Genomic DNA, 23,596 nt, shown 5'->3' with positions numbered 1-23,596 from the left:
ACGCCCGGTGCCCGCCTCGTGGACTACGGTCGTGCGGTGACCGCGCCACCCCTTGACCCGCCCGAGGCCGCTGCCGCGGCGGTGGTCGATGGTGTGCCGCCCGCCGACCCGGCTGCCGACCCGGCCGCGACCGGCTTCACGGTGCGGCTGGCCAACTTCACCGGCCCGTTCGACCTGCTGCTGCAACTCATCGGCAAGCACAAGCTCGACGTCACCGAGGTGGCCCTGCACACGGTCACCGACGAGTTCATCGCCTACATCCGGGCCATGGGCGACAACTGGGACCTGGACGAGGCCAGCGAGTTCCTGTTGATCGCCGCGACCCTGCTCGACCTGAAGGCGGCCCGGCTGCTGCCCTCCGCCGAGGTGGAGGACGAGGCCGACCTCGCGTTGCTGGAGGCCCGGGACCTGCTCTTCGCCCGGCTGCTGCAGTACAAGGCGTACAAGGAGGCGGCGGCGTACATCGCCGAGTTGGAGGCGGTCGGCGGCCGGCGATACCCGCGGGCGGTCAGCCTGGAGGCCCGCTACGCCGACGCGCTGCCCGACCTGGTGCTCGGCATCGGCCCGCAACGGCTGCTGAAACTGGCCGTGCGGGCGATGACCCCGAAACCGGTGCCGGAGGTCTCCATCGCCCACGTGCACATGGTCCGGGTCAGTGTCCGAGAACACGCGGCGATCCTCGCCACCCGGCTACGCCGGGCCGGCACGGCCACGTTCTCCCTGCTCTGCGCCGACTGCGAGGCGACCCTGGAGGTGGTGGCGCGGTTCCTCGCGCTGCTGGAGCTGTACCGGGAGGGCCTGGTGTCCTTCGTGCAGGAGCAGGCCCTGGAGGAGCTGACCGTGCGCTGGACCGGCCCGGCCGACGGTGACACCGAGGTGCACGTCGACGAGTACGCGGGCAGCCCGGCCGACCCGGAGCCGGTGGCGCAGACCGGGGAAGCGAAGGCACCGGAGTTGCCGGGCGAGTCCGACGGGCCGGACGGGACGGGAACGACGGAGGATGAGCGCGATGAGTGACGAGGAACGCCGGGACTCGCTGGCCGACCAGGCCGCCGCCTGGGTGCCCCCGTGGGAACGACCGCGTCCACCCGCCCCCGCCAGCACCGCCACGCCACCGGATGACTCGGCCGAACCTCCCGAAGCTGACACCGAGGACCTTCCGGCGGAACCGTCCCTGCCGGGCCCGATCACATCGGGTGCGGCGGAGGTGGACCCGGGTGGACCAGGCTCAGCTGCGGTCGAGCCAGCTGCGGTCGAGCCAGCTGCGGTCGAGCCTGCGCCGGTCGAGCCTGCGCCGGTTGAGCCTGCGCCGGTTGAGCCTGCGCCGGTTGAGCCGGTCCCGGTCGTGGTCGGGGAGGGCTCGGCGGGGGAGTCCGGTGGGGCCGGGGACGTACCCCGGCGGCAGGCGGCGGGGCGGCGGCGGGTGACGGCCACGCCGGAGCCCGCCCCGGAGTTGTCCGACACCGAGCTGCGTGGCGCCCTGGAGGCGATCCTGCTGGTGGTCGACGAGCCGGTCAGCGAGCTGGTCCTGGCCCAGGTGCTGGAGCAGCCCGCCGAACGGGTCGGGCCGATGCTCGACGAGATCGCCGCCGGTTACACCGCCGCCGGGCACGGGTTCGAGCTGCGTCGGGCGGCCGGCGGGTGGCGGCTGTACACCCGGCCGGAATACGCTACGTACGTCGAGCGGTTCGTGTTGGACGGGCAGTCCGTACGGCTGACCCAGGCGGCGTTGGAGACGCTCGCCGTGGTCGCCTACAAGCAGCCGGTGACCCGTTCGCGAATCTCAGCCATCCGGGGTGTGAACTGCGACGGGGTCATCCGTACGCTGGTCACCCGCGGCCTCGTCGAGGAGTGCGGCACCGAAACGGACAGCGGGGCGTTCCTGTACAAGACCACCACGCTGTTCCTGGAGAAGCTCGGGCTGAACACCGTTGACGAGCTGCCGCCCCTCGCACCCTTCCTGCCCGACGACGTAGAAGAGCTTGCTGATGCGACCCGATAACCGTTCCCCCAAACCCGACGCCCCTGTCTTCGAGGGGGCTGAGCGCCTGCAGAAGGTGCTGGCCGCCGCCGGCGTGGGTTCCCGGCGTGCCTGCGAGGACCTGATCTTCCGCCGCCGGGTCACCGTGGACGGGCGGGTCGCCAAGCTCGGCGACAAGGTCGACCCGGCCACCGCCGTGATCCACGTGGACGGCGAGCGCCTCCAGGTCGACGTGCGCCTGGTCTACGTGGCGATGAACAAGCCGCGCGGGGTGGTCACCACCATGGCGGACGAAAAGGGACGCAACGAGCTGTCCGACTTCATCGGCGCCCGGCTGGAGCAGCGGGTCTACCACGTCGGGCGGCTCGACGCGGACAGCGAGGGCCTGCTGCTGCTCACCAACGACGGCACCCTCGCGCACAAGCTCATGCACCCGTCGTACCAGGTACTGAAGACCTACCTCGCCGAGGTGGTCGGGCCGATCCCGCGCAACCTGAGCAAGCGGCTGCTGGCCGGCGTCGAGCTGGAGGACGGGCCGGTCAAGGTCGACTCGTTCAAGGTGGTGGACACCCTGGGCAAAAGCGCCCAGGTGGAGCTGAGCCTGCACGAGGGCCGCAAGCACATCGTCCGGCGGCTGATGGAGGAGGTCGGCCACCCGGTCACCCGGTTGGTGCGTACCTCGATCGGACCGATCCGGCTGGGTGACCTGCGCACCGGGCGGATCCGGCGGTTGACCAACGCGGAGGTCGCCGCCCTGTTCAACGCGGTGGGTGACTGACCCCGGAATCCGGGGTACGGCAGCCGGTAGGCTCCGCAACGGCCGAGACGCGGCCGCTGGGGGTGGCGTGGGTCGCCTCCGGCGGCGTCGCGCGCGGGTCCCCCAGGGGCCCGGGCATGATTGATGACGATGGACAACCGCTTGCGGCGCCAGATCACCGGGCGATCCGTGAGGTACGGGCTGAGGAGGACACGGTGGAGAAAAACGTACGGGCCGAGCGATGTGTGGTCGCTGTGGACGGGCCGTCCGGTTCGGGTAAGTCCACCGTGTCGCGGCGGCTGGCCGTCAGCATCGGTGCGCGCTACCTCGACACCGGGGCGATGTACCGGGCGATCACGTGGGCCGTGCTGCGCTCCGGCGTGGACCTCACCGACACCGCGTCGGTGGCCAAGGTCGCCGGCGAGGTCAAGCTGCACATCGGCACCCACCCGCAGGGGTACGCCGTGACCGTCGACGGGGTCGGCGTGGACGCCGACATCCGGGGCCCGGAGGTGACCGGGGCGGTCTCCGCCGTCGCCGCGGTCCCCGCGGTCCGCGAGCTGCTGGTCGCCCGCCAACGCGAGATGATCGCCAACGCTGGTCGGATGGTGGTCGAGGGTCGTGACATCGGCTCGGTCGTGGCGCCGGACGCCGACCTGAAGGTGTTCCTGACCGCCTCCGAGGCGGCCCGTGCCGCCCGGCGCAGCGCCGAGGACGCCGCCGACGTGGCGGCCACCGCCGCCGACCTGGCGCGCCGGGACCGGCTCGACTCGACCCGCAAGGTCAACCCGCTGGCGCAGGCGCCCGACGCGGTGGTGCTGGACACCACCGAGCTGGGCATCGACGAGGTCGTGGCGCGACTGCGTGACCTGCTCACCGAGCGGGGTGTGGCATGAGTAGCGCGGTGGTGTCTCAGGTCGGTCCGGAGCGCAGTGGAGGAGCGGCGTGAGCGAGCGTAGCGAGGGTGCGGGCTGGGTCGAGCTGCGGGAGCCCGACGTCGCCGTCGAGGAACCGAGCGGCCCGCAGCCGGTGGTGGCCGTGGTCGGCCGCCCCAACGTGGGTAAGTCCACTCTGGTCAACCGGATCATCGGCCGCCGCCAGGCGGTCGTCGAGGACGTTCCCGGTGTGACCCGGGACCGGGTGCCGTACGACGCGCAGTGGAACGGCCGGGCGTTCACCGTGGTGGACACCGGCGGCTGGGAGCCGGACGCGAAGGACCGCGCCGCGGCCATCGCGGCGCAGGCCGAGACGGCGGTCGTCACCGCCGACGTGGTCCTCTTCGTGGTCGACTCGATGGTCGGCTCCACCGACGTGGACGAGGCCGCGGTGAAGATGCTGCGGCGCAGCGCCAAGCCGGTGATCCTGGTGGCCAACAAGGCCGACAACACCTCCATCGAGATGGAGGCGACCTCGCTGTGGTCGCTCGGCCTCGGTGAGCCGTTCCCGGTCTCCGCGCTGCACGGGCGAGGCTCCGGCGACCTGCTGGACGCCATCCTCGCCGCGCTGCCGGAAGCCCCGGCGATCGTGGAGAACCGACCGCGCGGACCGCGCCGGGTGGCGCTGGTCGGGCGCCCGAACGTGGGCAAGTCCAGCCTGCTCAACCGGTTCTCCGGCGAGGAACGGGCCGTTGTCGACTCCGTCGCCGGCACCACTGTGGACCCGGTGGACAGCCTGGTCGAGATCGGCGGTCAGACCTGGCAGTTGGTCGACACGGCCGGGCTGCGCAAGCGGGTCGGCAAGGCCAGCGGCACCGAGTACTACGCCAGCCTGCGTACCGCCGGCGCCATCGAGGCCGCCGAGGTGGCCGTGGTGCTGCTGGACTCCAGCGAGCCGATCAGCGAGCAGGACCAGCGGATCCTGTCGATGGTGACCGAATCGGGCCGGGCGCTGGTCATCGCGTTCAACAAGTGGGACCTGGTCGACGCCGACCGTCGGTACTACCTGGACAAGGAGATCGACCGGGAGCTGCGCCGCATCCCCTGGGCGATCCGCCTGAACCTGTCCGCGATGACCGGCCGTGCCGTGGACAAGCTGGCCCCGGCCCTGAACAAGGCCCTGGCCAGCTGGGAAACCCGAGTACCGACCGCGCACCTCAACCAGTGGCTGACCGCGCTGGTGCAGGCCACCCCCCACCCGGTACGTGGTGGACGGGCGCCGCGGATCCTGTTCGCCACGCAGGCAGGCGTGGCACCGCCGCGGTTCGTGCTCTTCACCACCGGCCCGCTGGACGCCGGATACCAGCGCTTCGTCGAGCGCAAGCTCCGCGAGGAGTTCGGGTACGAGGGCAGCCCCATCGAGATCTCGGTCCGCCCGCGCAAGAAGCTCGGCCCCGGCGGCCGGGGCAAGGCGCACGGCTGACCTGTTCTGTTCTGTTCTGAGATGCCGGATGGGCGGTCCTCGCCCGTCCGGCATTCCTCTTAACCCACCCTCCTAGGACGCTTTAGGGGGTGTGCGGTGGTTCGGTTGCCTCGCGACTCGGGTGGGGCCTGTGCGAACGGGCCGGGGCTGCTGCGCTAAGCTTTAGCGGCTGTCGCGGTGGGAAACCTCGCGAGGGCGGGACGTGGCGCAGCTTGGTAGCGCACTTGACTGGGGGTCAAGGGGTCGTCGGTTCGAATCCGGCCGTCCCGACCGATTGACCTGGGGAGATGAAGATCATCCCAGGTATCGGCGGTAACATCCGGTAACGGATGATCTTTGTTGGCGGTAACCGGATGGACGGTTGTACGCTGGCGTGCGCGCTGTAGAGCGCTCTGACCTGCCGTTTCATCCACGTTCTGGATGGAGCGGCATTTTGGTCTCTTGATTCCGCGTTAAGCGCTGCCGATTCAGAGGTTCGTTGGTTAGGGCGACGATCCGAGGCGGTGCGGTCGAGCAGGATGTCTAGCCCTCGAGCCGAGCCGGATCTGCTTGGGAAGACGTGCCCCGTGATGTCAGGCCGGGACGTGCGGCTGCCGGAAGGAGTTCTTCTGCCTGCTCACACTTGGGCACCGCCGCCATGCCGTCGGGTAGCTGATCCGCCGTCGGCATGAGGACGCCCTCCTCGTTGAGCGAGCGGCGGCAGGGCACTACGACTACGACCAAGGGGCCCGCTCGGATGAGCGGGCCCCTTGGTCGTCACTTGATCAGAACAACTTGTTGAAGCCTCCCCAGCCGGTGCCGATCCTGGTGCCGCCGGAGGGGTTGGTGAAGAGCGTGGAGCCGTTCCCGTTGCCGTAGTAGACGTGCAGGTCGCCGTTCGCCTTGATGCCGAGCAGGTCGTTCTTTCCGTCGTCGTTCATGTCTCCGGGGGAGAACAGTGCGTTGGTGTAGACGTTCCAGCCCGTGCCGGCGGCCGTTCCGTTGTAGTTGCCGCAGATGGCGAGGAACGGGATTCGGTTGTCCGGATAATCCATCCACCAGCTCGCCATCCAGCCGGTTTGGCCGTTGGAGCTGATGCCGTACACCCAGTACGAGCTGCCCACGACGAGTTGCCCAGGTCGCTGGCAAATCGGCGTGAACATTGATCCGGTGTTGAGTGTGTCGACCACGGTGGTGCAGTTGGTCGTGCTCGGGGCCGCCTCACAGGCGGCGTTGGTAGCCGTGACGTTGACCCCGTCGCTCCAGACGGTGTAGGTGCTGCTGGTCGGCTTCGTGCAGTTCGGTACGTCCGGCAGTTGGTTCTCGCTGTAGTCGGCGTAGTAGGCCGAGATCCAGCCGGTCTTGCCGCGTGGCGTGGTCACCTTCACCCAGTACGGGTTTCCGCCGACGTACTCGCCCTGCCTGGTGCAGATGGGCGTGAACTGTTCGGTGGTGGCGAGGTTGTCGATGATCGTCGGGCACTTGGCAACAGCGGGAGCGGGGTCGCAGGTGGTGCTCGGTTGGCGGACGTTGACCCCGGCCTGCCAGACCTTGTACTTGGCCCCGCCGACGCTGGCGAATCCGGCCTTGCCGTTGCCGCGGAACAGGGTCAGCTCGCCGGTGGACTTCCGGGCGAACAGGTCTGGCTTCCCGTCACCATCCACGTCACCAGGGGCGACGATGGAATCGAAGCCCTGCCAGATGCCCCAGCCCAGCCGGACCGGGCGGGAGTCGTCGGCCCAACCGCCGTAACCGTTGCCGCGGTGCAGAACGATTTCACCGGTGGTCTTGCGAGCGATCAGATCGGGTGCGCCGTCGCCATCCCAGTCTCCGGGTGCCACCACGAGGTTGTACTGGTTCCAGCCGGTGGCAGGCACCTGGTTGCCGTCCGCGTCCCAACTGGTCACCGGTTCGGCGTTGGGGTAGAAGCTCCCGGCCCCCATGCCGCTGTGATAAACCAGGTCACCGTCGGCCTCGACGACCACAAGGTCGTTCCAACCGTCGCCATCCCAGTCGCCAGGTCGAACGACGTGCAGCCAGCCAGCCCGATTGCTGTCGATCTTCAGGGAGCATTGGACGCCGTCGAGGAAGTTCCCGGCGCCGTCGCCGATGTAGAGGCAGACGTCGCCAGCAGCGGTTCGACCGATGACGTCTCCGTGGCGGTCGGCGTTGGCGTCGCTCCGGCTCTGGTGCACACCCGGAGAGGTAGCGAAGAAGCTGAAGTCGCTGTCCAATGACGTCGACGGGTTGACGCCGTCCCAGGTTCGGACACTGACCACGCCTGGGCCGCTCTGGTGCAGGTCGAGGCCGTACGACCCTTCACCCAACAACGCCGAGTCCACAACCTCACTGTCGACGGCATCCACACGTACCACGTCGTGGCCGGCGAAACCCCGGTTCTTGTACACAACTGCGGCAAAAATATCTATCATGTAGACAAGGAAGGCGCGAAACATCTCAAGGAAGCGCGTGGGTCCTCTCGCGGACCTAACAGTGCTGCGCCCAAGAATGGGCAAGGGGCGCTTGATAATTCTGTGCAGATCAAGGCTACCTCTAGTCGGCGCGTTGGGGCCGACGTGGAGAATCAGCAGATCGTCATATTCGATCAGACTGATACTATTCCATGCGCGTGTGGCGGAACAAATAACAGGTTCCATGGGCATGTCAGATCATGGAGTGATATGCAGAGCGACAAGGGCATGCAGGATGCCGTAAAGGCCCTTACGAGGAACGGGATGGTTGATAAAGGGGCGCCCAGTATGAGTGTATCGGACCTGGACAAATGGCGAGCTGCCGTCGTGCTCGAAATGAGTGGCGGCAGGCCCCCCGGGGTGGCCGCAGATGCGCTACTTGCGTTGACCTTAAACGAGCCGAATGTGGAACTTGCCGCCGGGATTATTGCTGGAGTTGTATCTACGGCTGCAGACCCGAACCTTAAGAGGCTGGGAGTGATTTGTTGCGGGCACCTCGCAAGAACCCACGGGATTGTTCCTGTATTCCTGGTTGAACTCTTGAACTCTCTTTCCGACTCTGGCGTGCTGGTTGGTGAGGTTGAAGATGCCCTGGGTGATATCCGATTCTTCGCATTGAGTGATGAAAGGAGTGAATAAAGAGGTCGAGCGGGATGGCGGCGTTGCTCGGCGTGTCTGAACGGTGCGGGCTAGCCGCTAAGGTGATGATTCCTGGCTAAGAGCCTGGGGGGTCATTCAATTGCACGCACAGGTGCGCTGGTGATCCCGCAGGCTCTTAGTGCCCCATCCGATAAGTGGATGGGGCACTAAGGTAAGGGCTAAGCTGAGAAATGGCAGGCTGCCCGGTCGCACGTCGAGGCATTCGGTGGATGAGGCGGCGGCGACCGCGGCGAAACAGGGCGACGACGTCGCGGAGACAGCCGGCGGCTCTTGCAAGATCGGCAACAGCTTCACCCCCGACACCCGGGTGGTGATGGGCGACGGCTCCACCAAGGCGATCGAAGACATCGCGCTCGGAGACAAGGTCCTCGCCTCCGACCCGGAGACGGGCAAGACCGAGGCCCGCGAGGTTGTCGGGCTCATCGTCGGCTAGGGCTACAAGGACCTAGTCGAGGTCACGGTCGACACCGACGGCGCCAAGGGCGACGCCTCGGGTTCGGTAATCGCCACCGACGGTCACCCGTTCTGGGTAACCGACCTCAAGGAGTGGGTCAAGGCCGCCGACCTGAAGCCGGGCCAGTGGTTGCTAATCGGGTACTTTCCGCGGATCAAAGCTGTCGAAGGCGGCCGCGGGCTCGAGCGCACGCTGACGATAGCCGGTTGGCGCCAGTGGCAGGACTGGATCCAGCGCAGGGCAACGGTCGTGCGACACCGCGCGCCCAGTCTCGCTGGGCCTATTCGGTTCGCTGATCGATGGCTGGGGGAGCCGGTCGATGGTCGTACAAGACAGTAGTTCGTCCGAACTAGCTGGCATGGGAGGCACTTGACGATCCGCGGTAACGACCCCGGTAACGGAGGCGATCGCGACAGGCGGATGAGGCGGTGAGCCACGGCATGTAACGGCACTTCACTGCGTCGTTTTTATCCGTTTCTAAGGACGTTTCAGTCTATCCTGGCATGGCGTGACAGAATCGTTGTAAAACTGGGGGTCAAGGGGTCGTCGGTTCGAATCCGGCCGTCCCGACGCAGGTGAGGGGCCATCTCGGAAGATCGAGACGGCCCCTTTGTCGTACCTGCGTGACTAACTGAGTGACTACGCCTCAGCGTCGAAGATCCGGTCCATGGCGACTACGCCGCCCAGGAGCACCGGCCGTAGTTGGTGCCGGTAGACGCTCTCGGTGACCGTCGTACCGGAGTGGCCGCAGAGGTCCGCGATCTGTTCGAGGCTCATGCCGCTGTCTGACAGTAGGGACACGAAGCTGTGCCGCAGTTCGCGGGGCGTCCAGTCGCGCGGGTCGAGGCCCGCTTTGGCGACGACGGGGCGGAAGGCCCGAAGCACGTTGTGCCGGTCGAGGGCCGTACCGGCGGTAGAGGCGAAAACGAGACGGTCAGCGGCATACTGGCCCCGGCGCTCGTGGTGGGTGGTGAGCTCGGTGACGCACCGAGCCGGCAGAGCCAGGGTGCAACGTGACTTCTTGGTCTTGGTGTCTCCATCGGCGCGGACCGAGCGCCAGACCTGAATGGATGGCGGCACCGGGGGATAGTTGTCCGGCTTGCCGGCGAGGTCGACGTGTGACCAGGTGAGGGCTCGCAGTTCCTCGGTGCGAGCGCCGGTCAGCAGCGAGACGACGATGTAGGCGTGCAACGAGCTGCTCTCGGCAGCGATCAGAAGCGCCTTGGGCATGGTCGAGCGTCAGCGACTTCGAGGGACGGCCGCCGTGACCTGTCGGCACTTCGCAGAGTGCCACGACGTTGCGCTTGACCCTGTCTCGCGCCATGGTTCGATTGACCGCGCGGCTGAGCAGCGAGTGCAGGAGCCGCAGGGTGCGGGTGCTCAGTCGTTGGGCTTTGCCCATGAGCCAGCGATCAACATCGGTCGCGCTGAGATCCCGCAGCTTCCTCGCGCCAAGGTCGCTGATGATGTGGGAGGTCATGCCGCCAATCGGACCGATTTCAGTCGATCATTCACCGTATCGCGGCGTAGGCTTTCGAGCCTTAGCCTCACCTGAGCTCGTGCCCGATCCGTGCCCGATGCAGCGGTCAACATCGGCCAGCGGCGGTCCGTCGAGTCGCTCATGCTTCAACGACCAGGGGGCACCAGGCCGGTGGCCGTCGACTCACCCGATTCCCAAGCTGACAGTGCTCGACCGTCCCCGCCAGGGCAGCGTTCCGACGGGTGGTAAGAACGGGGCATGGAGACCGCGCAGCTCAGCCAGGCGTTGGATGACATCTTCGACGGCGCGATCGTGCATCACGGGTACACCGACTACATCCGCGATTACGAACTCATCGTCTACGTCACCGCAGAACCGCGTACCGGCGTCCCACCCGTCCACCTCCGCTACCTCTTCAAGTACTGCGTCGCCGCCGAGGTGCAAACGGCGGTGAGTCCCGAGACCTGGCGTTGCTCGCTCGATGAGCGACTGACCGACCGGAAGATCGGTCCGGACCTGGACGGCTTTGTGTGGGCGGTGCGCTGGCAGCCGCTCTACCCAGGTGCGGAGGTGGTGGCAGACTCCGAGCGTGCCCAGTCGTGGGCTGACAAGATCGGCATTCCCTTTCACGAGGTTCGCTTCAAGATGAACGCTCAGGCCGTCACTCTCGTCTTCAGCGACCTTGACGTGACGGAGGTGAAGGAGGGCTATGCACCCTTCACAGTCACCGAGGACGACTGATGCAAGGATCCTGCAACTCGCCCGGGGTGACTAACTGAGTGACGATCGGGACGGACGCCGGCGGACGAGCAGGGACACTGAGGGACGGTTCCAGCAGTTCAACGCCCGTGAAATGGCAGGCAAAAGCCCCGTGTTGGTTGGCTGGGGGTCAAGGGGTCGTCGGGTCGAATCCGGCCGTCCCGACGCAGGTCAAGGGCTGATCCGGAAATCGGGTCGGCCCTTTCGCCGTTCTGGGGACCAAGATCGGCCCGGCATCACCGCAGAACACCCGACCTGCGCATTCTCGATCCTGCCGGCAGTGCCCGTGTACTGGCGTTGCACCCCGACCGAATGCACGACCTTCTTCTGAGCTAACCCCATCTTCATCGAGCTTCGTATTCATGGCCGTTGTGTGAAAGACAGCGACGAACCGCGGACGACGAGGTCTGGGGCGAGGAGAACCCGGTGTGGCGGCCGGCGTACACCGTGTAGCAGGCGGGAGACCATCAGTTCGACGGCAAGGTGGCCGACGTGACTCTTCGGCGGGCGGACCGCAGTGATCGAGGGATCGGCCAGGTGAGCGATCTCGTCTTCATAGGACACGAGCGCGAGATCGCCAGGGATGGCGATGCCCATCTCGGTGCAGACCTGGGTGATCGCGATGGCGTGCAGGTCACTGTGAACAATCAAAGCGGTGACCTTGGCAAGTCGACAGTTCTGGAGAACGCCGTCGATGACGTCCCGCTCTCCGGGCGCCATGACAGTTGCCTCGATGGCGAGGACGCCGGACAACGTGGGGTCGGCGGCCGCGGTCCGCCAGGCGTGGCGCAGGTGGACCGAAGTTGGGCTGCCCCCCGCGACGACGAGTCCGATTCGACGGTGTCCTTGCCGTCGGAGGTGGTAAATGGCGATCTCGAGGCCGAGATAGTGATCGCTGCGCACCCACTCGATATGCCGCGTGGACGGCGTCCACCGGCGTGGCTGGCGTTCGACGAGGATGGTCGGGACCTGCAGGTGTCCGATCCATTCGAGGATCTCGTCGGCGTCGTCGCCGTCCAAGCTCGGTGCCAGCAACAGACCCTGGACCTGTTGCGCCTCGACGAGACGGCGCATCTGGCGGCGGTCCTCGTCGGGGTCGTAGCTCGAACCGCGCAGTTGGATGCTGACACCGAGTGCGGCAGCGGCAGCCCGCGCACCGGCCACGACAGGCGGCCAATAGCAGTCGAGCGAGGGCACGACCATGCCGACGGCGAAGCGGAGGGGGGGTTGTCGGCGCTGGTTGACGGCGTTGCTCTGCGATGGCAGCGTGGCGCCGCCGTGGACCTTCGACACAAGGCCCTGTTCGGCAAGGGCGGTGATGTCGCGTCGGATGGTGAGCTCGCTGACGCCGAACTCGCGGGCGAGGTCGCGAACCCGTACCGCGCCTTGTCCGCGTAGTTCGGCGAGCAGGCGCTCCTGCCGCTGTGCGCTGAACAACCGACCTGTTTCCACGATGCGTGTGCTCCTAACGGGCGAGCCAGCCTCCGTCCACCGGAAGGACGGCCCCGTGCACGTACCGGGCGGCGTCGGAGGCGAGGAAGACGGCGGCACCCATGAGATCGTCGGGGGTACCCCAGCGGCCGGCCGGAATGCGGTCGCGGATGGCACGTTCCCGATCTGGGTCGGCGCCCAGGGCTGCGGTGTTGTCGGTCGCGATGTAGCCAGGCGCGATCGCGTTGACGTTGACGCCGTGTGCGGCCCATTCGTTGGCCAACGCCCGGGTGAGTCCGACGACGGCGTGCTTCGCGGCAGTGTAGGACGGCACCCGGATACCGCCCTGGTACGACAGCATCGACGCTGTGTTGACGATTTTTCCGTGCCCCTGGTCGAGCATGATCCGGCCGGCCGCTTGACACAGGTGGAATACCGCGTCGAGGTCGACGCGCAGCACGGCCGTCCAGTCCTCCGCTGAGTGGGTGACAGCGGCCGCGCGACGAATGATGCCGGCGTTGTTCACCAGAATGTCGAGACGGCCGAGTTCGGCAGCGGCCGTCTCGACGGCGCCGGCGAGTTCGTCTGGCCCGGCGGTGGCGAGGTCGCCAGGTACATCGAGGACCCGCCGGCCGAGCTTCTCCACCGCGGCGATCGTTTCGGCGGGGTCGGTGCGGCCCAGCAGGGCGATGTCGGCACCGGCCTGGGCCAGCGCGGTCGCGACGGCCTGACCGATGCCGCGGTTCGCGCCGGTGACGAGGGCGACCCGCCCGTCGAGGCGGAAGGCGTCCAAGACCATCGTCACAGCCCCAGGTTGCGCAGGGTCGGGACGGTCTGGCCGACCCAGGCCAGGTCGGCGTCCTCGCGGGCGCCCTGGGTGCGCTGGGTGCCGGCCAGGAACCACAGGAAGTACGTGGTGTAGCCGGGTGCGCTGACCACGGTGTGGTAACCCTCCGGCATCATCTGCATCACGTGATCCCGGATGGTGACGTTTTCCTCGTATCCGTCGTCGGTGTAGACCCGGCTGATGCCGAACCCGTTCGGCGGGTTGACCCGGTAGTAGTACATCTCCTCGTGCGCCGCCTCGGCGGGCAGGTCGTCGACCCGGTGCCGGTGCGGCGGGTAGGTGCTCCAGTTTCCGGACGGCGTGTAGGTCTCGCCGACGATGAGCCGGCGGGCGGGCAGGTCCGGTTGGCTGATCTCGGTGAGTATCTGGTGGTAGTTCCGGCCGAAGTTGGCCGCTCCCCAGCGCCCACTGGCGACCTGCTCCGGTGCGATGACGTACGGGGCGGTGGTCAGGTCGCTGGGGGCGCTGGGCAGGGCGATCTCCACGTCGGTGACCGCCTCCACGATGATGGTGGAGCCTGCCGGGATGTACACCGAGTGCGGCTTGCCGGAGAAGACGTCGCCACGCTGGCCGACCTGCGGGAAGTGGTGGTCGGCGACGGTGAGGTTCGCGGTGCCGCCGAGAATGACCGCGAGGATCTCCCGGTCATCGGACCCGCCGGTCCAGGACTGGCCGGCCGACAGCTTCAGCAGGGTGAAGTCCAGTAGCCGGCAGGGATTGAAGGGCAGCGTGTTGTGGCCGTCGGCGGCGGGGAGGACGCAGTGGTACCGGTAATTCATGATCGCCTTCCTGAATCCGTATGGATGGTGCGGGTCACCAGGGACTGGTCCAGCCGCGGGTGGTGGCGCGGGTGAGGGCCTCCAGGTAGAAGTAGTCGCCCCAGAGGTTGCCCTCGTCGACGCCGACGCCCTTGGGCTTGTCGTAGACGCCGTGCAGGAGGAGCGCGTTCGAGGCCGGGTGGCCGTCGCTGGCGTAGTTGTCCACCAGGGAGCGCAGGATCCGGTGGGCCGCATCTCGGTAGCCCATCGCACGCGCCGGGTCGGCGACGCTGTCAGCGAGCTCGGCCAAGCCGCAGGCGGCGATCGCGGCAGCGGAGCTGTCGCGCTCCTGGTCGCTGCCGTCGCTGAACTCCAGGTCCCAGTAGGCGACGTGGTCGGCCGGCAACCGTGCGAGAAGGTGGTCCGCGCAGGTCGAGGCGGCGGCCAGCAGCGTGGGGTCACCGGTGTACCGGTGGTTCAGGGTGAAGCCGTAGATGCCCCATGCCTGTCCCCGGGCCCAGCAGGTGTCATCCCCGTGACCCTGTTCGGTCTCGCCGCGCAGCGGCACGCCGGTCTCCGGGTCCCAGTAGAAGGTGTGGAAGGTGGTGCCGTCCGGACGCAGAATGTGCTCGCGCAGCTGGGCGGTGTGCCGGCGGGCGGCCGCAGCGTAACGGCCGTCGCCGGTGGTCTGGCTGGCCCAGTAGAGCAGCGGAGTGTTCATCAGGCTGTCGATGATGGTGCGGCCACGTTGGCGGGGGTCGGCCAGGTCGCCCCATGCCTGGATGATGCCGGCCGGTTCGAGGAAGCGGGTCATCAGGTGGTCGGCGGCGGCCAGGGCGGCCGCCCGGGCGCGCCGGTCGCCGGTGCGCCGGGCCGGCGTGACGCAGGCGAGGGTGTACAGGAAACCGAGGTCGTGGGTATCCAGGTCGATGCCACCGTGCACCCGGTCGGCGAAGCTGTCGACATGTGCCAGGGCTGCTCGCAGGTGGTGTTCGTCGCCGGTCAGGTCGTGGGCGAGCCACAACATCCCGGGCCAGAAGCTGGTCGTCCAGCCGACGTTGGCGCCCTCGGGCTGGCCTGCGGTCGGTGGTCGTAGCGGGTAGCGGTTGGCGACGGTGGTGTCCGCCGGGTACCGCGTGCCGAAGGTGTCGATGTTCGCCTCGACGGTACGTATCGCGGCGGTCACCGCGGCCGCCATCGCTTCGGCGTCTGGGCTGGGACGGACGTTGGTCGCCGTCATGGATGGTCTTCTCCCTCGTGTGTCCGGACCGGTGCCGGGCAGGTGTTTCGTCGGCGTCCCGGCTCGTTCGCCGGGAGGGTGGAGGCGATCAGGTGCTCCGGGCCGCGGCCGTCGGTGGGTCGAGCGCCGCCCGCAGGCTGTACCGGCTGTTGGACCACACGACGTACAGCAGCGGCGCCGCCGCGACGCCGAGCGCTATCGCGGGACGGGCCACGAAGAGCTGCGCCAGCAGCGCCAGGACCAGCAGTGACGCGGCGGTGAGGTACCAACGGCGCACCGCCAGGTACGTGCACACACGGGCCACGTCGCGCAGCCGCGCGGCGGGCCGCTCGGCGATGGTCACCAGGCCGAGCAGCGCGGTGGCGGCGGTGAGCACGGTGAGCACGGCGAGGATCGGCAGCGTGAGCGCGCCAACCTGATGGCCCCATAACGCGTACGCGTCGACGCCGAGGACGACCAGGACCGCGGTGGCTGCGGCAGTCCAGAGGATGGCCGGGCGGGCGGTGGCCCGCCAGGTGCCGCCGAACGTGCGTAGCAGGCTACGGGCCCCCCCGGACGAGTAGTCGGACATGACCGCGAACGCCGCGCAGAGCCCGGGCGCGCAGAGCGGGGCGGTCAGCGCGTACAGGGGCCAGGAGCGCGCCGCGTCGGTGGTGAACGCGAGCGTCACCAGTGGCAGGCAACTGAGCACCAGCAGCAGGTTGGTGGCGAGTGCGGCGTAGATCCCGTCGAAGACGGCGGTGATGGTGTGGTGGCGCGTACGCATGGGCCTCAACCCTTCAGTCCGGTCGAGGCGACGCCCTCGATGAAGTAGCGCTGGCCGAGCAGGAAGATGACGGCGACGGGCAGTACTGACAGCACCGAGCCCGTCATGATCAGCGCGTACTCGGCGTTGTACTGGGAGATGAAGGTGTTCAGCCCCAACTGGATGGTGCGCAGCTCCGGACTGCGCAGGTAGACGAGCGGGCCGAGGTAGTCGTTCCAGGTGGTCGTGAACGTCAGCAGGGCCAGGCTGGCAAGCGCCGGCCGGGACAACGGCAGAATGATCCGTCGGTAGATGCCGTACTCGCTGAGCCCGTCGACCCGCGCCGCTTCGCTGAGTTCCTCGGGGATCGTCTCGTAGAACTGCTTCATCAGGAACACGCCGATCGCGCCGAACGCCTGTATCGCGACGATCGACCACAGCGTGTTCGACAGGTGCAGCTTCGACATGAGGATGAACTGCGGGATCATGTACGACTGCCAGGGCACTGCGATCGTCCCGACGTACGCCAGGAAGAGCAGGTTGCGGCCGGGGAAGCGGACCCGGGCGAAGCCGTAGGCCGCGAAGCTGCCGGTGAACACCTGCAGGAAGGTGACGATCACCGACAGCAGCAGGGTGTTCCACAGCCATGTCGTCATGTCCGAGCGCTGCCAGATGTCGACGTAGTTTCGCCACACCACCGGATCGGGGAGCCAGGTGATCGGGATGGTGAAGACGTCGTTGTTGGTCTTCAACGACGCCACCACCATCCAGAGGAACGGCAGCAGCAGCCCGGCCGCCGCGAGCACGAGAGCGGCGTACCCGAGGAGCCGCCACGCCCGGGACCGGACACGTCGGGCGGACGTTCCGTGGTTGCCGGGCGCGGCGACGGCCGGGACGGGCAGGGAGAGGTCGGTCGCGGTCATCAGCTGTTCCTCCGCTTGTTGACCATGAACTGGATGACCGTGATGCCGAAGCAGATGCCGAACAGGACGATGGAGACCGCCGAGGCGTAGCCGAACTGGTTCTCCTCGAAGCCCTTCTGGTAGATGTACTGCGAGAGCACAAGTGTCGACTGGCCCGGTCCGCCGCCGGTCATCACGAGGATGAGGTCGAAGACCTTGAAGCTTTCGATGGTGAGCAGCACCGTGACGAAGAAGGTCGTGGTTCGTAACCCGGGGAGGGTCACGTGCACGAACCGCTGCCACGGTGAGGCGCCGTCGGTCTCGGCCGCCTCGTAGAGCTGGGCCGGGATGGTCTGCAGGCCGGCCAGGAACAGCAGCATGTAGTAGCCCATGTACCGCCACGTGCCGACGATGATGACCGCCGGCATCGACCAGGTCGCCGACGCGGTCCAGCCCGGCGGACTGTCCACCCCGACGGCACCGAGAAGAGCGTTGATCGGGCCGTACTCCGGGCTGAACAGCTGGTTCCAGACGACCGCGATCGCCACGATCGAGGTGATGTAGGGGAAGAAGGCGATGGTACGGAAGAACCGTACGCCGCGCAGTTTTCGGTTGAGCAGTAGCGCCAGCCCGAGTGCTGCCGCGAGGGTCAGCGGGATGTGGAAGACGGCGTAGTAGACGGTGTTGCGCAGTGCGGTCCAGAAGCTCGAGTCGTCCCACATCCGCCGGAAGTTCGCGGTGCCGGTCCACTCGGCCACCCCGAAGACGTTCCAGTTGGTGAACGCCACGTAGAACAGCACGACGACGGGTAGCAGGGTGAGCGCGGCGAAGCCGAGGAAGTTGGGAAGAATGAACGACCAGCCGGCGACCGTGTTGCGCGACACCAGCCGCCGGTTCCTGGGTCTCGTGCGCGGCAATGTTGCCATAGGGAGTCTCCGGAAGCGTTCAGCATGGCGGCGGGACCGGCGTGCGGCTCAGGCGCGCCGGTCCCGCCATCAGCTCACTGGTTGAGGACTTCGTTCTTGGCGCGGTCCTGCGCCTTGCTCAGCTCCGCGTCGAGGCCCTTGCTGTCGGAGAGGATCGCCGAATGCGTCTCGTTGAGGAGGTTTTGCAGGCCGGCGGTGTGCTTCGACACCGGGTTCTCCGGCCTGATGGTGTGCTTGGCGTAGGCGAACTTCGACAGGTCGTCCTGCGGTACGCCGTCCAGCCCGAACAGCGTCGCGGTGGCCGCGTCGGTGACCTGGGCTGGCGTGATGCCGATCCCAGCCAGCGCCTTACCAGCCTCCGGGCCGGCCGCGTACTGGAGGAAGGCCTTGGCCGCGGCGGTCTTGGACTTGCTGATCTTCGGGTTGATCCCCAAGCCGGTCGGGTCACCGAAGGTGACCGGTGTGGCGGAGGTGCCGGTGGTGGACTTGTCGAACTGCGGCGCCGGGGCGATCCCCCACTGGAACTTGTCGGCGTCACCGCTCTGTCGCTGGTTGAGCAGCGTGGCCACGTACCAGGTGCCCATCAGCAGCATCGCCGACTGCTGCTTGCCGAACTGTGCCTGGTAGGTGAGTTTGTTGGTCTTCGCGGTGCCGAAGGTCGGCTGCGCGCCGGCCGTCTGCAGGTCCAGTGACCGCTCGTAGTACGGCTTCAGGTAGCCGAAGTCCCCGGCAAGCAGGTCCGCGTTGGGAGTCTGCGCGAGCGCGAATCCCTGCACGGTCGACTGGAAGGTGTGCTGGTACGCGCCGGTCGCGTTCGAGCCGGCCCCCTTCAGCCCGGTGTGCAGTCGCTTCGTCGCGTCGGTGTAGTCGTCCCAGGTCCAGCTGCCGTCCGGCGGTGCCACCTTCGCCTTCGCGAACAGGTCCTTGTTGTAGAACAACACCCACGAGTCCTGCCGGTACGGCACCGCGTAGGCCTTGCCATCCACCTGGTACGACGCGAGCGCCGGGACCGAGCCGAGACCGGAGGTGACGTCGGAGACATCGAGCAGCTGACCACCGCTCTGGTACGTGTAGAAGTTCTTGAGGTTCTTCATGACGTAGACGTCCGGGGCGGTGCCGGCAGCCAGGTCCGTGATCATCTGGGTGTCGTAGTCGTTACCCGGGGCGTACTCCTTGAGCTCCACCGTCACGTTCGGGTGGGTCGCCTTGAAGCCGTCGGCGAGCGCCTTGAACTCAGGCGTGGACGACAGGCTCCAGCCAGCCAGGCTGATCGTCACCGGGGCATTGGGGTCGGCCGGCTCGTCCTCGCCGCCACAGCCGGCGAGGACGAGTGTCAGCGCCGTCGCGGCGCTGACGGTGGCCAGTATTGTGCGCTTCATCCCTTGCTCCTTAGATCAGAGGCCCCGACGGGGCCCGGACTGCTACCTGCTCGCTGGACTGCGGAATCGGCCCGTTCAAGGTCCAGTCGGGTCATGGTGCTCGTCCCGTCCGGCCAGACGACCGAAGCATGAAAACTGCCGGCGTCCTCGCCCAGCACGACCTGGCACCCCTGCCTGACCCTGACCGCGAGGTCTCTGGACAGCTCGGTGAGGACGACGACCCACGCACCGGGCTGAACCGGGTGGTCCACCCAGGGCACCACCAGCCCGCCGGCCAACGGCCCGCCATCAGGAACGGACGTGGCACCGGCCGCACCACCGCCGTGCACGCCTTCGAGTCGACTCGTCAAACCCGCGCCGGTCAGGCTGACCGCACCGCCGCCGAAGGCTGCCGTCGCATCGCTGGCAACGGCCCAGCCACCGATCCGCAGGCGCATCCCGGCGGCGTCAACGTCGTCGGCGAGATCATCGACACGGACCAAGCGCAGTTCCCAGGGCCCGTGGACCAGCGAGTACACCGTGAGGCTCCCGGCCGGCCGGAACGTGCCAGCGCGGCCACCGCCGTGGTCACGGTGGCCCGGGTCCGGATCCACCCAGTGGGCGAGGGCGCGCGAACCAGCCACGCCCACGCCATCGCCGTCGACATGCACCGTCAGCAGACGCATACCGGCACGATGCGTAGCGCTGCCCCTTCTGTCGACGAGGGCGACGGACTGGTCGAGGGGGTTGACCCAGCCGCTCTCGTCGAGCACCGGGCTGGTCGTGGTGGAGTAGCCGAGCCGGGCGTAGAGCGGTGAGTCACCGACGGAACTGCCCTCGACCGTGTGGTCGGTGCCGTGGTTGATCACCCGGACGATGCCGTCGGCGCAGGTGGCCGAGACCAGCCAACCCGGCGCCCGAATGGCCCGGACGGCGTCCCGCTCCTCGACAGGCAGCGGCTCCTCCGGCACCCTCCACACGGGGTGGTCGGCAGGCAGGGCGATGCCGAGTAACCCCTTGCTGGCCCAGTACGGCGAGCCGGGCCCAGAGTAGGCCTGGGCCAACCGCGGCCACGGGCCGTGCCAGCCCATGGTGAGCAGACCGCGATCATCGAATGCGCCGTGGTCGACGAAGTGGCGCACGATGCTGGTGGCCGCGCGGCGCAGCTGGCCAAGACTGACCGACGGCACCCCCGCGATCGCGCCGACCCAGAAGGGCGCTGCGGCCGCGAACCGGTAGATCAGGCTGCGGCCCTGCACCAGCGGTGACCCGTCCGAGCCCACGAGGGCGACCGCGTCACGCAGGTACCGGTCGAGGCCGGCCAGATCCCGATCGCGGCGTCCCGCCGCCAGATCCTCCGCGCCGGCCATCCGGGCCCACAGCGTCGGATAGACGTGCAGCGCCCAGCCCACGTAATGGTCGTAGGCGCGCTCGGGCCCATCGGACATCCAGCCGTCCGCGCGAGCGAAACCGTCATGGGTGGCCAGGTCCTCCGCCATCTCGTCCAGCGAGTGCGGCCCGCCCACCGAGCGTAGGAAAGTCTGCACGATCAGCCGGAACCAGACCCAGTTGATCCGCGGGTAGGTGGCATCGCCGACCGCCGGGGTCAGGTAGTCCACCACCCGCTCCCGCACCTCGGATGAGAGTCGGTCCCAGATCCACGGACGGGTCAGGTCGAGGACGAGCGCAAGGGAGGCGGCCTCCACCTTCGCCTGGGGGTGCTCATCCAACCGCACCCAGCGGTCGGTACTTCTCGGGTCGGTACCGGCCGAGATTCCCGCCGCGTAGCGGTCGGCCAACTCGTCGACACCCACTCCGTCCGCACCGGCAATACGGAAGCCGGCCAGCAGGAACGTTCGGGCGAACCCTTCCAGGCCGTCGACGGCCCGTCCGTAGCCCCCTTGCCGGCCAGGAACGACAACCAGAGCGTGGCCGGGTGACGCGAACGGCCGGACGGCAGCGAGCATTCGGTCAGCCAGCGCCAACCAGTCATCTCGACTCCAGGTCTTGGCGGCGCGGGCAGCCCAGTCTGGCTCGGACCCAGGAGCACCGGCTCCGCCAACCATCATCCGCGGTCCTGTCGCATCGATCCGCCTCCAAGAGCGCGTCGGAGCGGTGCGTTGCCCGTACGTGACGCGCAGGCAACAACGAGGTTTCCGAAGTTAAACGCTCACAACAGAACAAGTCAATGCTCTTACTGAACTTGGATGAGCAGACCAGATCAAAAAAGCACAGTCCGATCCCCACGTGTTGACCGGTGAGATCCATGCTTGGCCGCATGACGACCGTCTATACACAGTTATGTCCTATTACGTCATCGCGAATCTGGTAACAGCCGTCCCCTCCAACGACGAAAAACGATCTGATACGGTCATGTTCGCTCAGAACCGCTCTACATGCGAGGAGTCATGGCCGCTGCTGACCGGTATACCGGCCCACTCGCCGCCACCTGGCCGGATGTCGGTGTCGCCCGGCTCGAAGGGCTGCTCACGTCCCCCGAGCTGGCCCTCGTCACCGCGTTCGGCCCACGCGGCGCGCTCGTCCTCTCCATGGAGGAGCTTCCGCCGCACGAAGCGTTCCTCGGAGGTGCCCCATGACCAAGGACAATCCCGCCGCCGGTACGGCGGAGGCTCGAGGGCCGCTGCAGGTCGCCCGCCGCCAGCAACTGCTCGAGGCGTTGCAACGCGACGGGGCGATGCGCATCTCCGACCTGTCCCAGGCACTCGGCGCCGCACCGGTCACCATCCGCCGAGACATCGCGCAGCTCGCTGCTGAAGGCCTGGTCAGCCGGGTTCACGGTGGGGTTGCACTGATCACGCCGGACGACCCTCCGATCACCGACGAAGCGACCGGCGCCGGCCTCGATTCGCTCGGCGGGCGCACCCTCGGCATGCTGGTGCCTTCGATGGACTACTACTGGCCGGATGTGGCCCGCGGCGCTGAGGAGGCCGCGCGCGAGCTCGACATGCGCGTGGTGCTGCGCGGCTCCTCATACGACACGGAGGACGACAAACCCCAGCTCGCCCGACTCGTGGAACGGATGGCCGTCGACGGCCTGATCATCGCCCCGCGGATGGACGCGCCCACCTCGGGGCGGACGATTGAGTGGCTCGATCAACTCGGCTTCCCCATCGTGCTGCTGGAACGCACGGCCACGGTGGGTAGCCATCACGCTGTGATGGAATCGGTGGTCACCGACCATGCGCTCGGCGCGGCCATGGCGGTGAGGCATCTAACCTCCCTCGGGCACCGCAAGGTCGGTCTCGTGGTCGCCGCCAACAGCCCCACCAGCCGGCATGTGAGGCGCGGCTGGCTTGACGCCACGGCGGAGTGCGGCCTGGACCCGAACGCCACAGTCGCGGCCGCGGTGCCTGACGCCCGCGCGCCGGAGCGCGACACCGCGCTCGACGCCGTCCTGCGCCAGTGCCAGGTGACCGGCACCACCGCGCTGCTGGTGCATGCCGACCCTGAGGCGATCGCGTTGGTGCAGCACTGCGAGGAGCGGCACCTGACCGTGCCCGGCGACCTGTCCATTGTGGCGTACGACGACGAGGTTGCCGAGCTGTTCAGCCCACCGCTGACCGCGGTCCGGCCGCCGCGGCGTTCCATTGGCCGCGCCGCCGTGCGACTCGTCGCCGACCGGCTCACCGACCCCGAGCGTCCCGCGCACCGGGTCGTGATCAGCCCGTCCCTGCGCGTACGCGAGTCGACCGCACCGCCGTGGGCGTGATGGGCCACGGGCGTCAGGGCCGCCAAACCTGATCGGCGCCATGCTCGGCAGTGCGGCCTGGATCAGCCGTTCCAGCCGGCCGGCAACGGACAACCGGGCTGCCCGGTACCGCGGAGGTACGGTGCACACCCCGGGTACCGAGCTCATGCTCGGTACCCGGGTGTGCGCCGTACCCTCAGACCGTGGTGACGATCGTCAGACGGCCGTGCGGGACCACTGTTGGTTGGTGCCGGTGTTGCAGGGATATTGCTTGAGTACCACGCCGTCCGCGGTCGATGCCGCTGGTACGTCCACGCACTTGCCGCTGTGGCGTGCGCGCAGTTGGAAGTAGCTGGCGTTGGTGACGATCTGGAATTGTTGGTTGGTGCTGGTGCCGCAGGTGTATTGGACGAGTTCGGCGCCGTCGGCGGTGGAGGCGCTCACCACGTCGAGGCACTTTCCGCTGTGCCGGCTGATGATCTGCCAGTAGCCGCTGCCGGCGTCCTGGAACTGCCATTGTTGCCAGGCGTTGCCGCTGTAGGTGTACTGGCCGACGAGCGTGCCGTTGTTGGTGTTGGGTGATTGGACGTCCATGGTCTTGCCGCTGTGCCGCACGGTGATGCGGTAGAACGTGCCCGTCGTGGGTGGGGGCGTGGTGGGGTCGCCGCCGATGGTGTCGCCCCAGGCGTAGCGGATCCGGTCGGCGCCGGTGGTGTTGCGGATGGTCAGGTTGAGGTTGGTGTTGCTGCCGGTGAGGGAGAACATCGAGTACCAGTCGTAG

The 23,596-nt window shown here is 67.8% G+C and carries 21 protein-coding genes, 1 tRNA gene and 1 pseudogene; 11 read left to right on the top strand and 12 right to left on the bottom strand.

Features of this window, described 5'->3' with window-relative positions; all coding sequences use genetic code 11:
• The first annotated feature begins 36 nt into the window (after window positions 1-36).
• The 6 genes from LADH09A_RS30235 (at window position 37) to LADH09A_RS30210 (ending at window position 5,366) form a co-directional block, all read left to right on the top strand.
• On the top strand, window positions 37-1,017 hold the full coding sequence (locus tag LADH09A_RS30235; protein WP_372492384.1) for a segregation and condensation protein A: 981 nt from the start codon (window positions 37-39) through the stop codon (window positions 1,015-1,017).
• On the top strand, window positions 1,010-2,002 hold the full coding sequence (gene scpB, locus LADH09A_RS30230; protein ID WP_238649074.1) for an SMC-Scp complex subunit ScpB: 993 nt from the start codon (window positions 1,010-1,012) through the stop codon (window positions 2,000-2,002). The genes LADH09A_RS30235 and scpB overlap by 8 nt, the downstream gene beginning before the upstream one ends.
• Window positions 1,989-2,759: a pseudouridine synthase gene (locus tag LADH09A_RS30225; RefSeq protein ID WP_179778442.1), complete on the top strand. Its 771-nt coding sequence runs from the start codon at window positions 1,989-1,991 to the stop codon at window positions 2,757-2,759. The genes scpB and LADH09A_RS30225 overlap by 14 nt, the downstream gene beginning before the upstream one ends.
• Window positions 2,760-2,953: 194 nt before the next feature.
• Complete coding sequence (gene cmk, locus LADH09A_RS30220; RefSeq protein WP_238649073.1) at window positions 2,954-3,634, top strand: (d)CMP kinase; 681 nt, start codon at window positions 2,954-2,956, stop codon at window positions 3,632-3,634.
• A gap of 49 nt (window positions 3,635-3,683) precedes the next feature.
• Window positions 3,684-5,096: a ribosome biogenesis GTPase Der gene (gene der, locus LADH09A_RS30215; protein WP_372492383.1), complete on the top strand. Its 1,413-nt coding sequence runs from the start codon at window positions 3,684-3,686 to the stop codon at window positions 5,094-5,096.
• Window positions 5,097-5,292: 196 nt separating this feature from the next.
• A tRNA-Pro gene (locus LADH09A_RS30210) sits at window positions 5,293-5,366 on the top strand.
• 494 nt (window positions 5,367-5,860) lie between these two features.
• Here LADH09A_RS30210 and LADH09A_RS30205 read toward each other — a convergent pair.
• Window positions 5,861-7,738 carry an FG-GAP repeat domain-containing protein gene (locus LADH09A_RS30205; protein WP_238649072.1) on the bottom strand — a complete coding sequence of 626 codons (1,878 nt, stop codon included), beginning with the start codon at window positions 7,736-7,738 and terminating at the stop codon, window positions 5,861-5,863.
• Between the two features lie 18 nt (window positions 7,739-7,756).
• Here LADH09A_RS30205 and LADH09A_RS30200 point away from each other — a divergent pair, with 18 nt between their 5' ends.
• Complete coding sequence (locus LADH09A_RS30200) at window positions 7,757-8,185, top strand: hypothetical protein (protein WP_238649071.1); 429 nt, start codon at window positions 7,757-7,759, stop codon at window positions 8,183-8,185.
• Between the two features lie 226 nt (window positions 8,186-8,411).
• The gene (locus tag LADH09A_RS30195) at window positions 8,412-8,639 is read left to right on the top strand and encodes a hypothetical protein (protein ID WP_238649070.1); all 228 of its coding nucleotides are present in this window, start codon (window positions 8,412-8,414) and stop codon (window positions 8,637-8,639) included.
• A 660-nt stretch (window positions 8,640-9,299) separates the two neighbouring features.
• On the opposite strand, the pseudogene LADH09A_RS30190 reads toward LADH09A_RS30195, so the two are convergent.
• Window positions 9,300-10,140, bottom strand: a pseudogene (locus LADH09A_RS30190) (site-specific integrase).
• Window positions 10,141-10,398: 258 nt separating this feature from the next.
• On the opposite strand from LADH09A_RS30190, the gene LADH09A_RS30185 reads away from it, so the two are divergent.
• Window positions 10,399-10,881 carry a YxiG-like protein gene (locus LADH09A_RS30185; protein WP_238649068.1) on the top strand — a complete coding sequence of 161 codons (483 nt, stop codon included), beginning with the start codon at window positions 10,399-10,401 and terminating at the stop codon, window positions 10,879-10,881.
• 378 nt (window positions 10,882-11,259) lie between these two features.
• Here the strand turns inward: LADH09A_RS30185 and LADH09A_RS30180 are convergent, their stop codons facing one another.
• The 9 genes from LADH09A_RS30180 to LADH09A_RS30140 all read right to left on the bottom strand — a co-directional run bounded on the left by LADH09A_RS30180 (window position 11,260) and on the right by LADH09A_RS30140 (window position 21,172).
• On the bottom strand, window positions 11,260-12,351 hold the full coding sequence (locus LADH09A_RS30180; protein ID WP_238649066.1) for a substrate-binding domain-containing protein: 1,092 nt from the start codon (window positions 12,349-12,351) through the stop codon (window positions 11,260-11,262).
• A 13-nt stretch (window positions 12,352-12,364) separates the two neighbouring features.
• A complete protein-coding gene (gene kduD, locus LADH09A_RS30175; protein ID WP_238649080.1) occupies window positions 12,365-13,129 on the bottom strand; it encodes a 2-dehydro-3-deoxy-D-gluconate 5-dehydrogenase KduD in 765 nt (254 codons plus the stop codon).
• Window positions 13,130-13,131: 2 nt separating this feature from the next.
• Window positions 13,132-13,956, bottom strand: coding sequence for a 5-deoxy-glucuronate isomerase (iolB, locus tag LADH09A_RS30170; protein WP_238649065.1), 825 nt, complete (start codon window positions 13,954-13,956; stop codon window positions 13,132-13,134).
• A gap of 34 nt (window positions 13,957-13,990) precedes the next feature.
• Complete coding sequence (locus LADH09A_RS30165; RefSeq protein ID WP_238649063.1) at window positions 13,991-15,175, bottom strand: glycoside hydrolase family 88 protein; 1,185 nt, start codon at window positions 15,173-15,175, stop codon at window positions 13,991-13,993.
• Window positions 15,176-15,263: 88 nt separating this feature from the next.
• Complete coding sequence (locus LADH09A_RS30160) at window positions 15,264-15,941, bottom strand: hypothetical protein (protein ID WP_238649061.1); 678 nt, start codon at window positions 15,939-15,941, stop codon at window positions 15,264-15,266.
• A gap of 5 nt (window positions 15,942-15,946) precedes the next feature.
• Window positions 15,947-16,843 carry a carbohydrate ABC transporter permease gene (locus LADH09A_RS30155; RefSeq protein WP_238649059.1) on the bottom strand — a complete coding sequence of 299 codons (897 nt, stop codon included), beginning with the start codon at window positions 16,841-16,843 and terminating at the stop codon, window positions 15,947-15,949.
• On the bottom strand, window positions 16,843-17,706 hold the full coding sequence (locus tag LADH09A_RS30150) for a carbohydrate ABC transporter permease (protein ID WP_238649057.1): 864 nt from the start codon (window positions 17,704-17,706) through the stop codon (window positions 16,843-16,845). The genes LADH09A_RS30155 and LADH09A_RS30150 overlap by 1 nt, the downstream gene beginning before the upstream one ends.
• 116 nt (window positions 17,707-17,822) lie before the next feature.
• Window positions 17,823-19,127: an ABC transporter substrate-binding protein gene (locus LADH09A_RS30145; RefSeq protein WP_238649056.1), complete on the bottom strand. Its 1,305-nt coding sequence runs from the start codon at window positions 19,125-19,127 to the stop codon at window positions 17,823-17,825.
• Window positions 19,124-21,172, bottom strand: a complete 2,049-nt coding sequence (locus LADH09A_RS30140; RefSeq protein ID WP_274530391.1) for a DUF2264 domain-containing protein — start codon at window positions 21,170-21,172, stop codon at window positions 19,124-19,126. Before LADH09A_RS30140 ends, LADH09A_RS30145 begins: the two co-directional genes overlap by 4 nt.
• 342 nt (window positions 21,173-21,514) lie before the next feature.
• Here LADH09A_RS30140 and LADH09A_RS30135 point away from each other — a divergent pair, with 342 nt between their 5' ends.
• Window positions 21,515-21,703, top strand: coding sequence for a hypothetical protein (locus tag LADH09A_RS30135; protein ID WP_238649054.1), 189 nt, complete (start codon window positions 21,515-21,517; stop codon window positions 21,701-21,703).
• Window positions 21,700-22,836 carry a substrate-binding domain-containing protein gene (locus LADH09A_RS30130; protein ID WP_238649053.1) on the top strand — a complete coding sequence of 379 codons (1,137 nt, stop codon included), beginning with the start codon at window positions 21,700-21,702 and terminating at the stop codon, window positions 22,834-22,836. Before LADH09A_RS30135 ends, LADH09A_RS30130 begins: the two co-directional genes overlap by 4 nt.
• 195 nt (window positions 22,837-23,031) lie before the next feature.
• On the opposite strand, the gene LADH09A_RS30125 is transcribed toward LADH09A_RS30130, so the two are convergent.
• A partial coding sequence (locus LADH09A_RS30125; protein WP_238649052.1) for an RICIN domain-containing protein occupies window positions 23,032-23,596 on the bottom strand: 565 nt, incomplete at its 5' end.

The organism is Micromonospora cabrerizensis (assembly GCF_022230955.1).
Taxonomy (GTDB): Bacteria; Actinomycetota; Actinomycetes; order Mycobacteriales; family Micromonosporaceae; genus Micromonospora; species Micromonospora cabrerizensis.
The sequence above is the reverse complement of the archived record's forward strand: the minus strand, read 5'-3'. Positions and strand labels throughout refer to the sequence as shown.

Coding starts and splice junctions, on each gene's coding strand:
- scpB (WP_238649074.1), top strand. CDS start 1,010: ATGAGTGACGAGGAACGCCGGGACTCGCTGGCCGACCAGGCCGCCGCC.
- LADH09A_RS30225 (WP_179778442.1), top strand. CDS start 1,989: ATGCGACCCGATAACCGTTCCCCCAAACCCGACGCCCCTGTCTTCGAG.
- LADH09A_RS30205 (WP_238649072.1), bottom strand. CDS start 7,738: ATGCCCATGGAACCTGTTATTTGTTCCGCCACACGCGCATGGAATAGT.
- LADH09A_RS30200 (WP_238649071.1), top strand. CDS start 7,757: ATGCAGAGCGACAAGGGCATGCAGGATGCCGTAAAGGCCCTTACGAGG.
- LADH09A_RS30185 (WP_238649068.1), top strand. CDS start 10,399: ATGGAGACCGCGCAGCTCAGCCAGGCGTTGGATGACATCTTCGACGGC.
- kduD (WP_238649080.1), bottom strand. CDS start 13,129: ATGGTCTTGGACGCCTTCCGCCTCGACGGGCGGGTCGCCCTCGTCACC.
- iolB (WP_238649065.1), bottom strand. CDS start 13,956: ATGAATTACCGGTACCACTGCGTCCTCCCCGCCGCCGACGGCCACAAC.
- LADH09A_RS30165 (WP_238649063.1), bottom strand. CDS start 15,175: ATGACGGCGACCAACGTCCGTCCCAGCCCAGACGCCGAAGCGATGGCG.
- LADH09A_RS30160 (WP_238649061.1), bottom strand. CDS start 15,941: ATGCGTACGCGCCACCACACCATCACCGCCGTCTTCGACGGGATCTAC.
- LADH09A_RS30155 (WP_238649059.1), bottom strand. CDS start 16,843: ATGACCGCGACCGACCTCTCCCTGCCCGTCCCGGCCGTCGCCGCGCCC.
- LADH09A_RS30145 (WP_238649056.1), bottom strand. CDS start 19,127: ATGAAGCGCACAATACTGGCCACCGTCAGCGCCGCGACGGCGCTGACA.
- LADH09A_RS30140 (WP_274530391.1), bottom strand. CDS start 21,172: ATGGTTGGCGGAGCCGGTGCTCCTGGGTCCGAGCCAGACTGGGCTGCC.
- LADH09A_RS30135 (WP_238649054.1), top strand. CDS start 21,515: ATGGCCGCTGCTGACCGGTATACCGGCCCACTCGCCGCCACCTGGCCG.
- LADH09A_RS30130 (WP_238649053.1), top strand. CDS start 21,700: ATGACCAAGGACAATCCCGCCGCCGGTACGGCGGAGGCTCGAGGGCCG.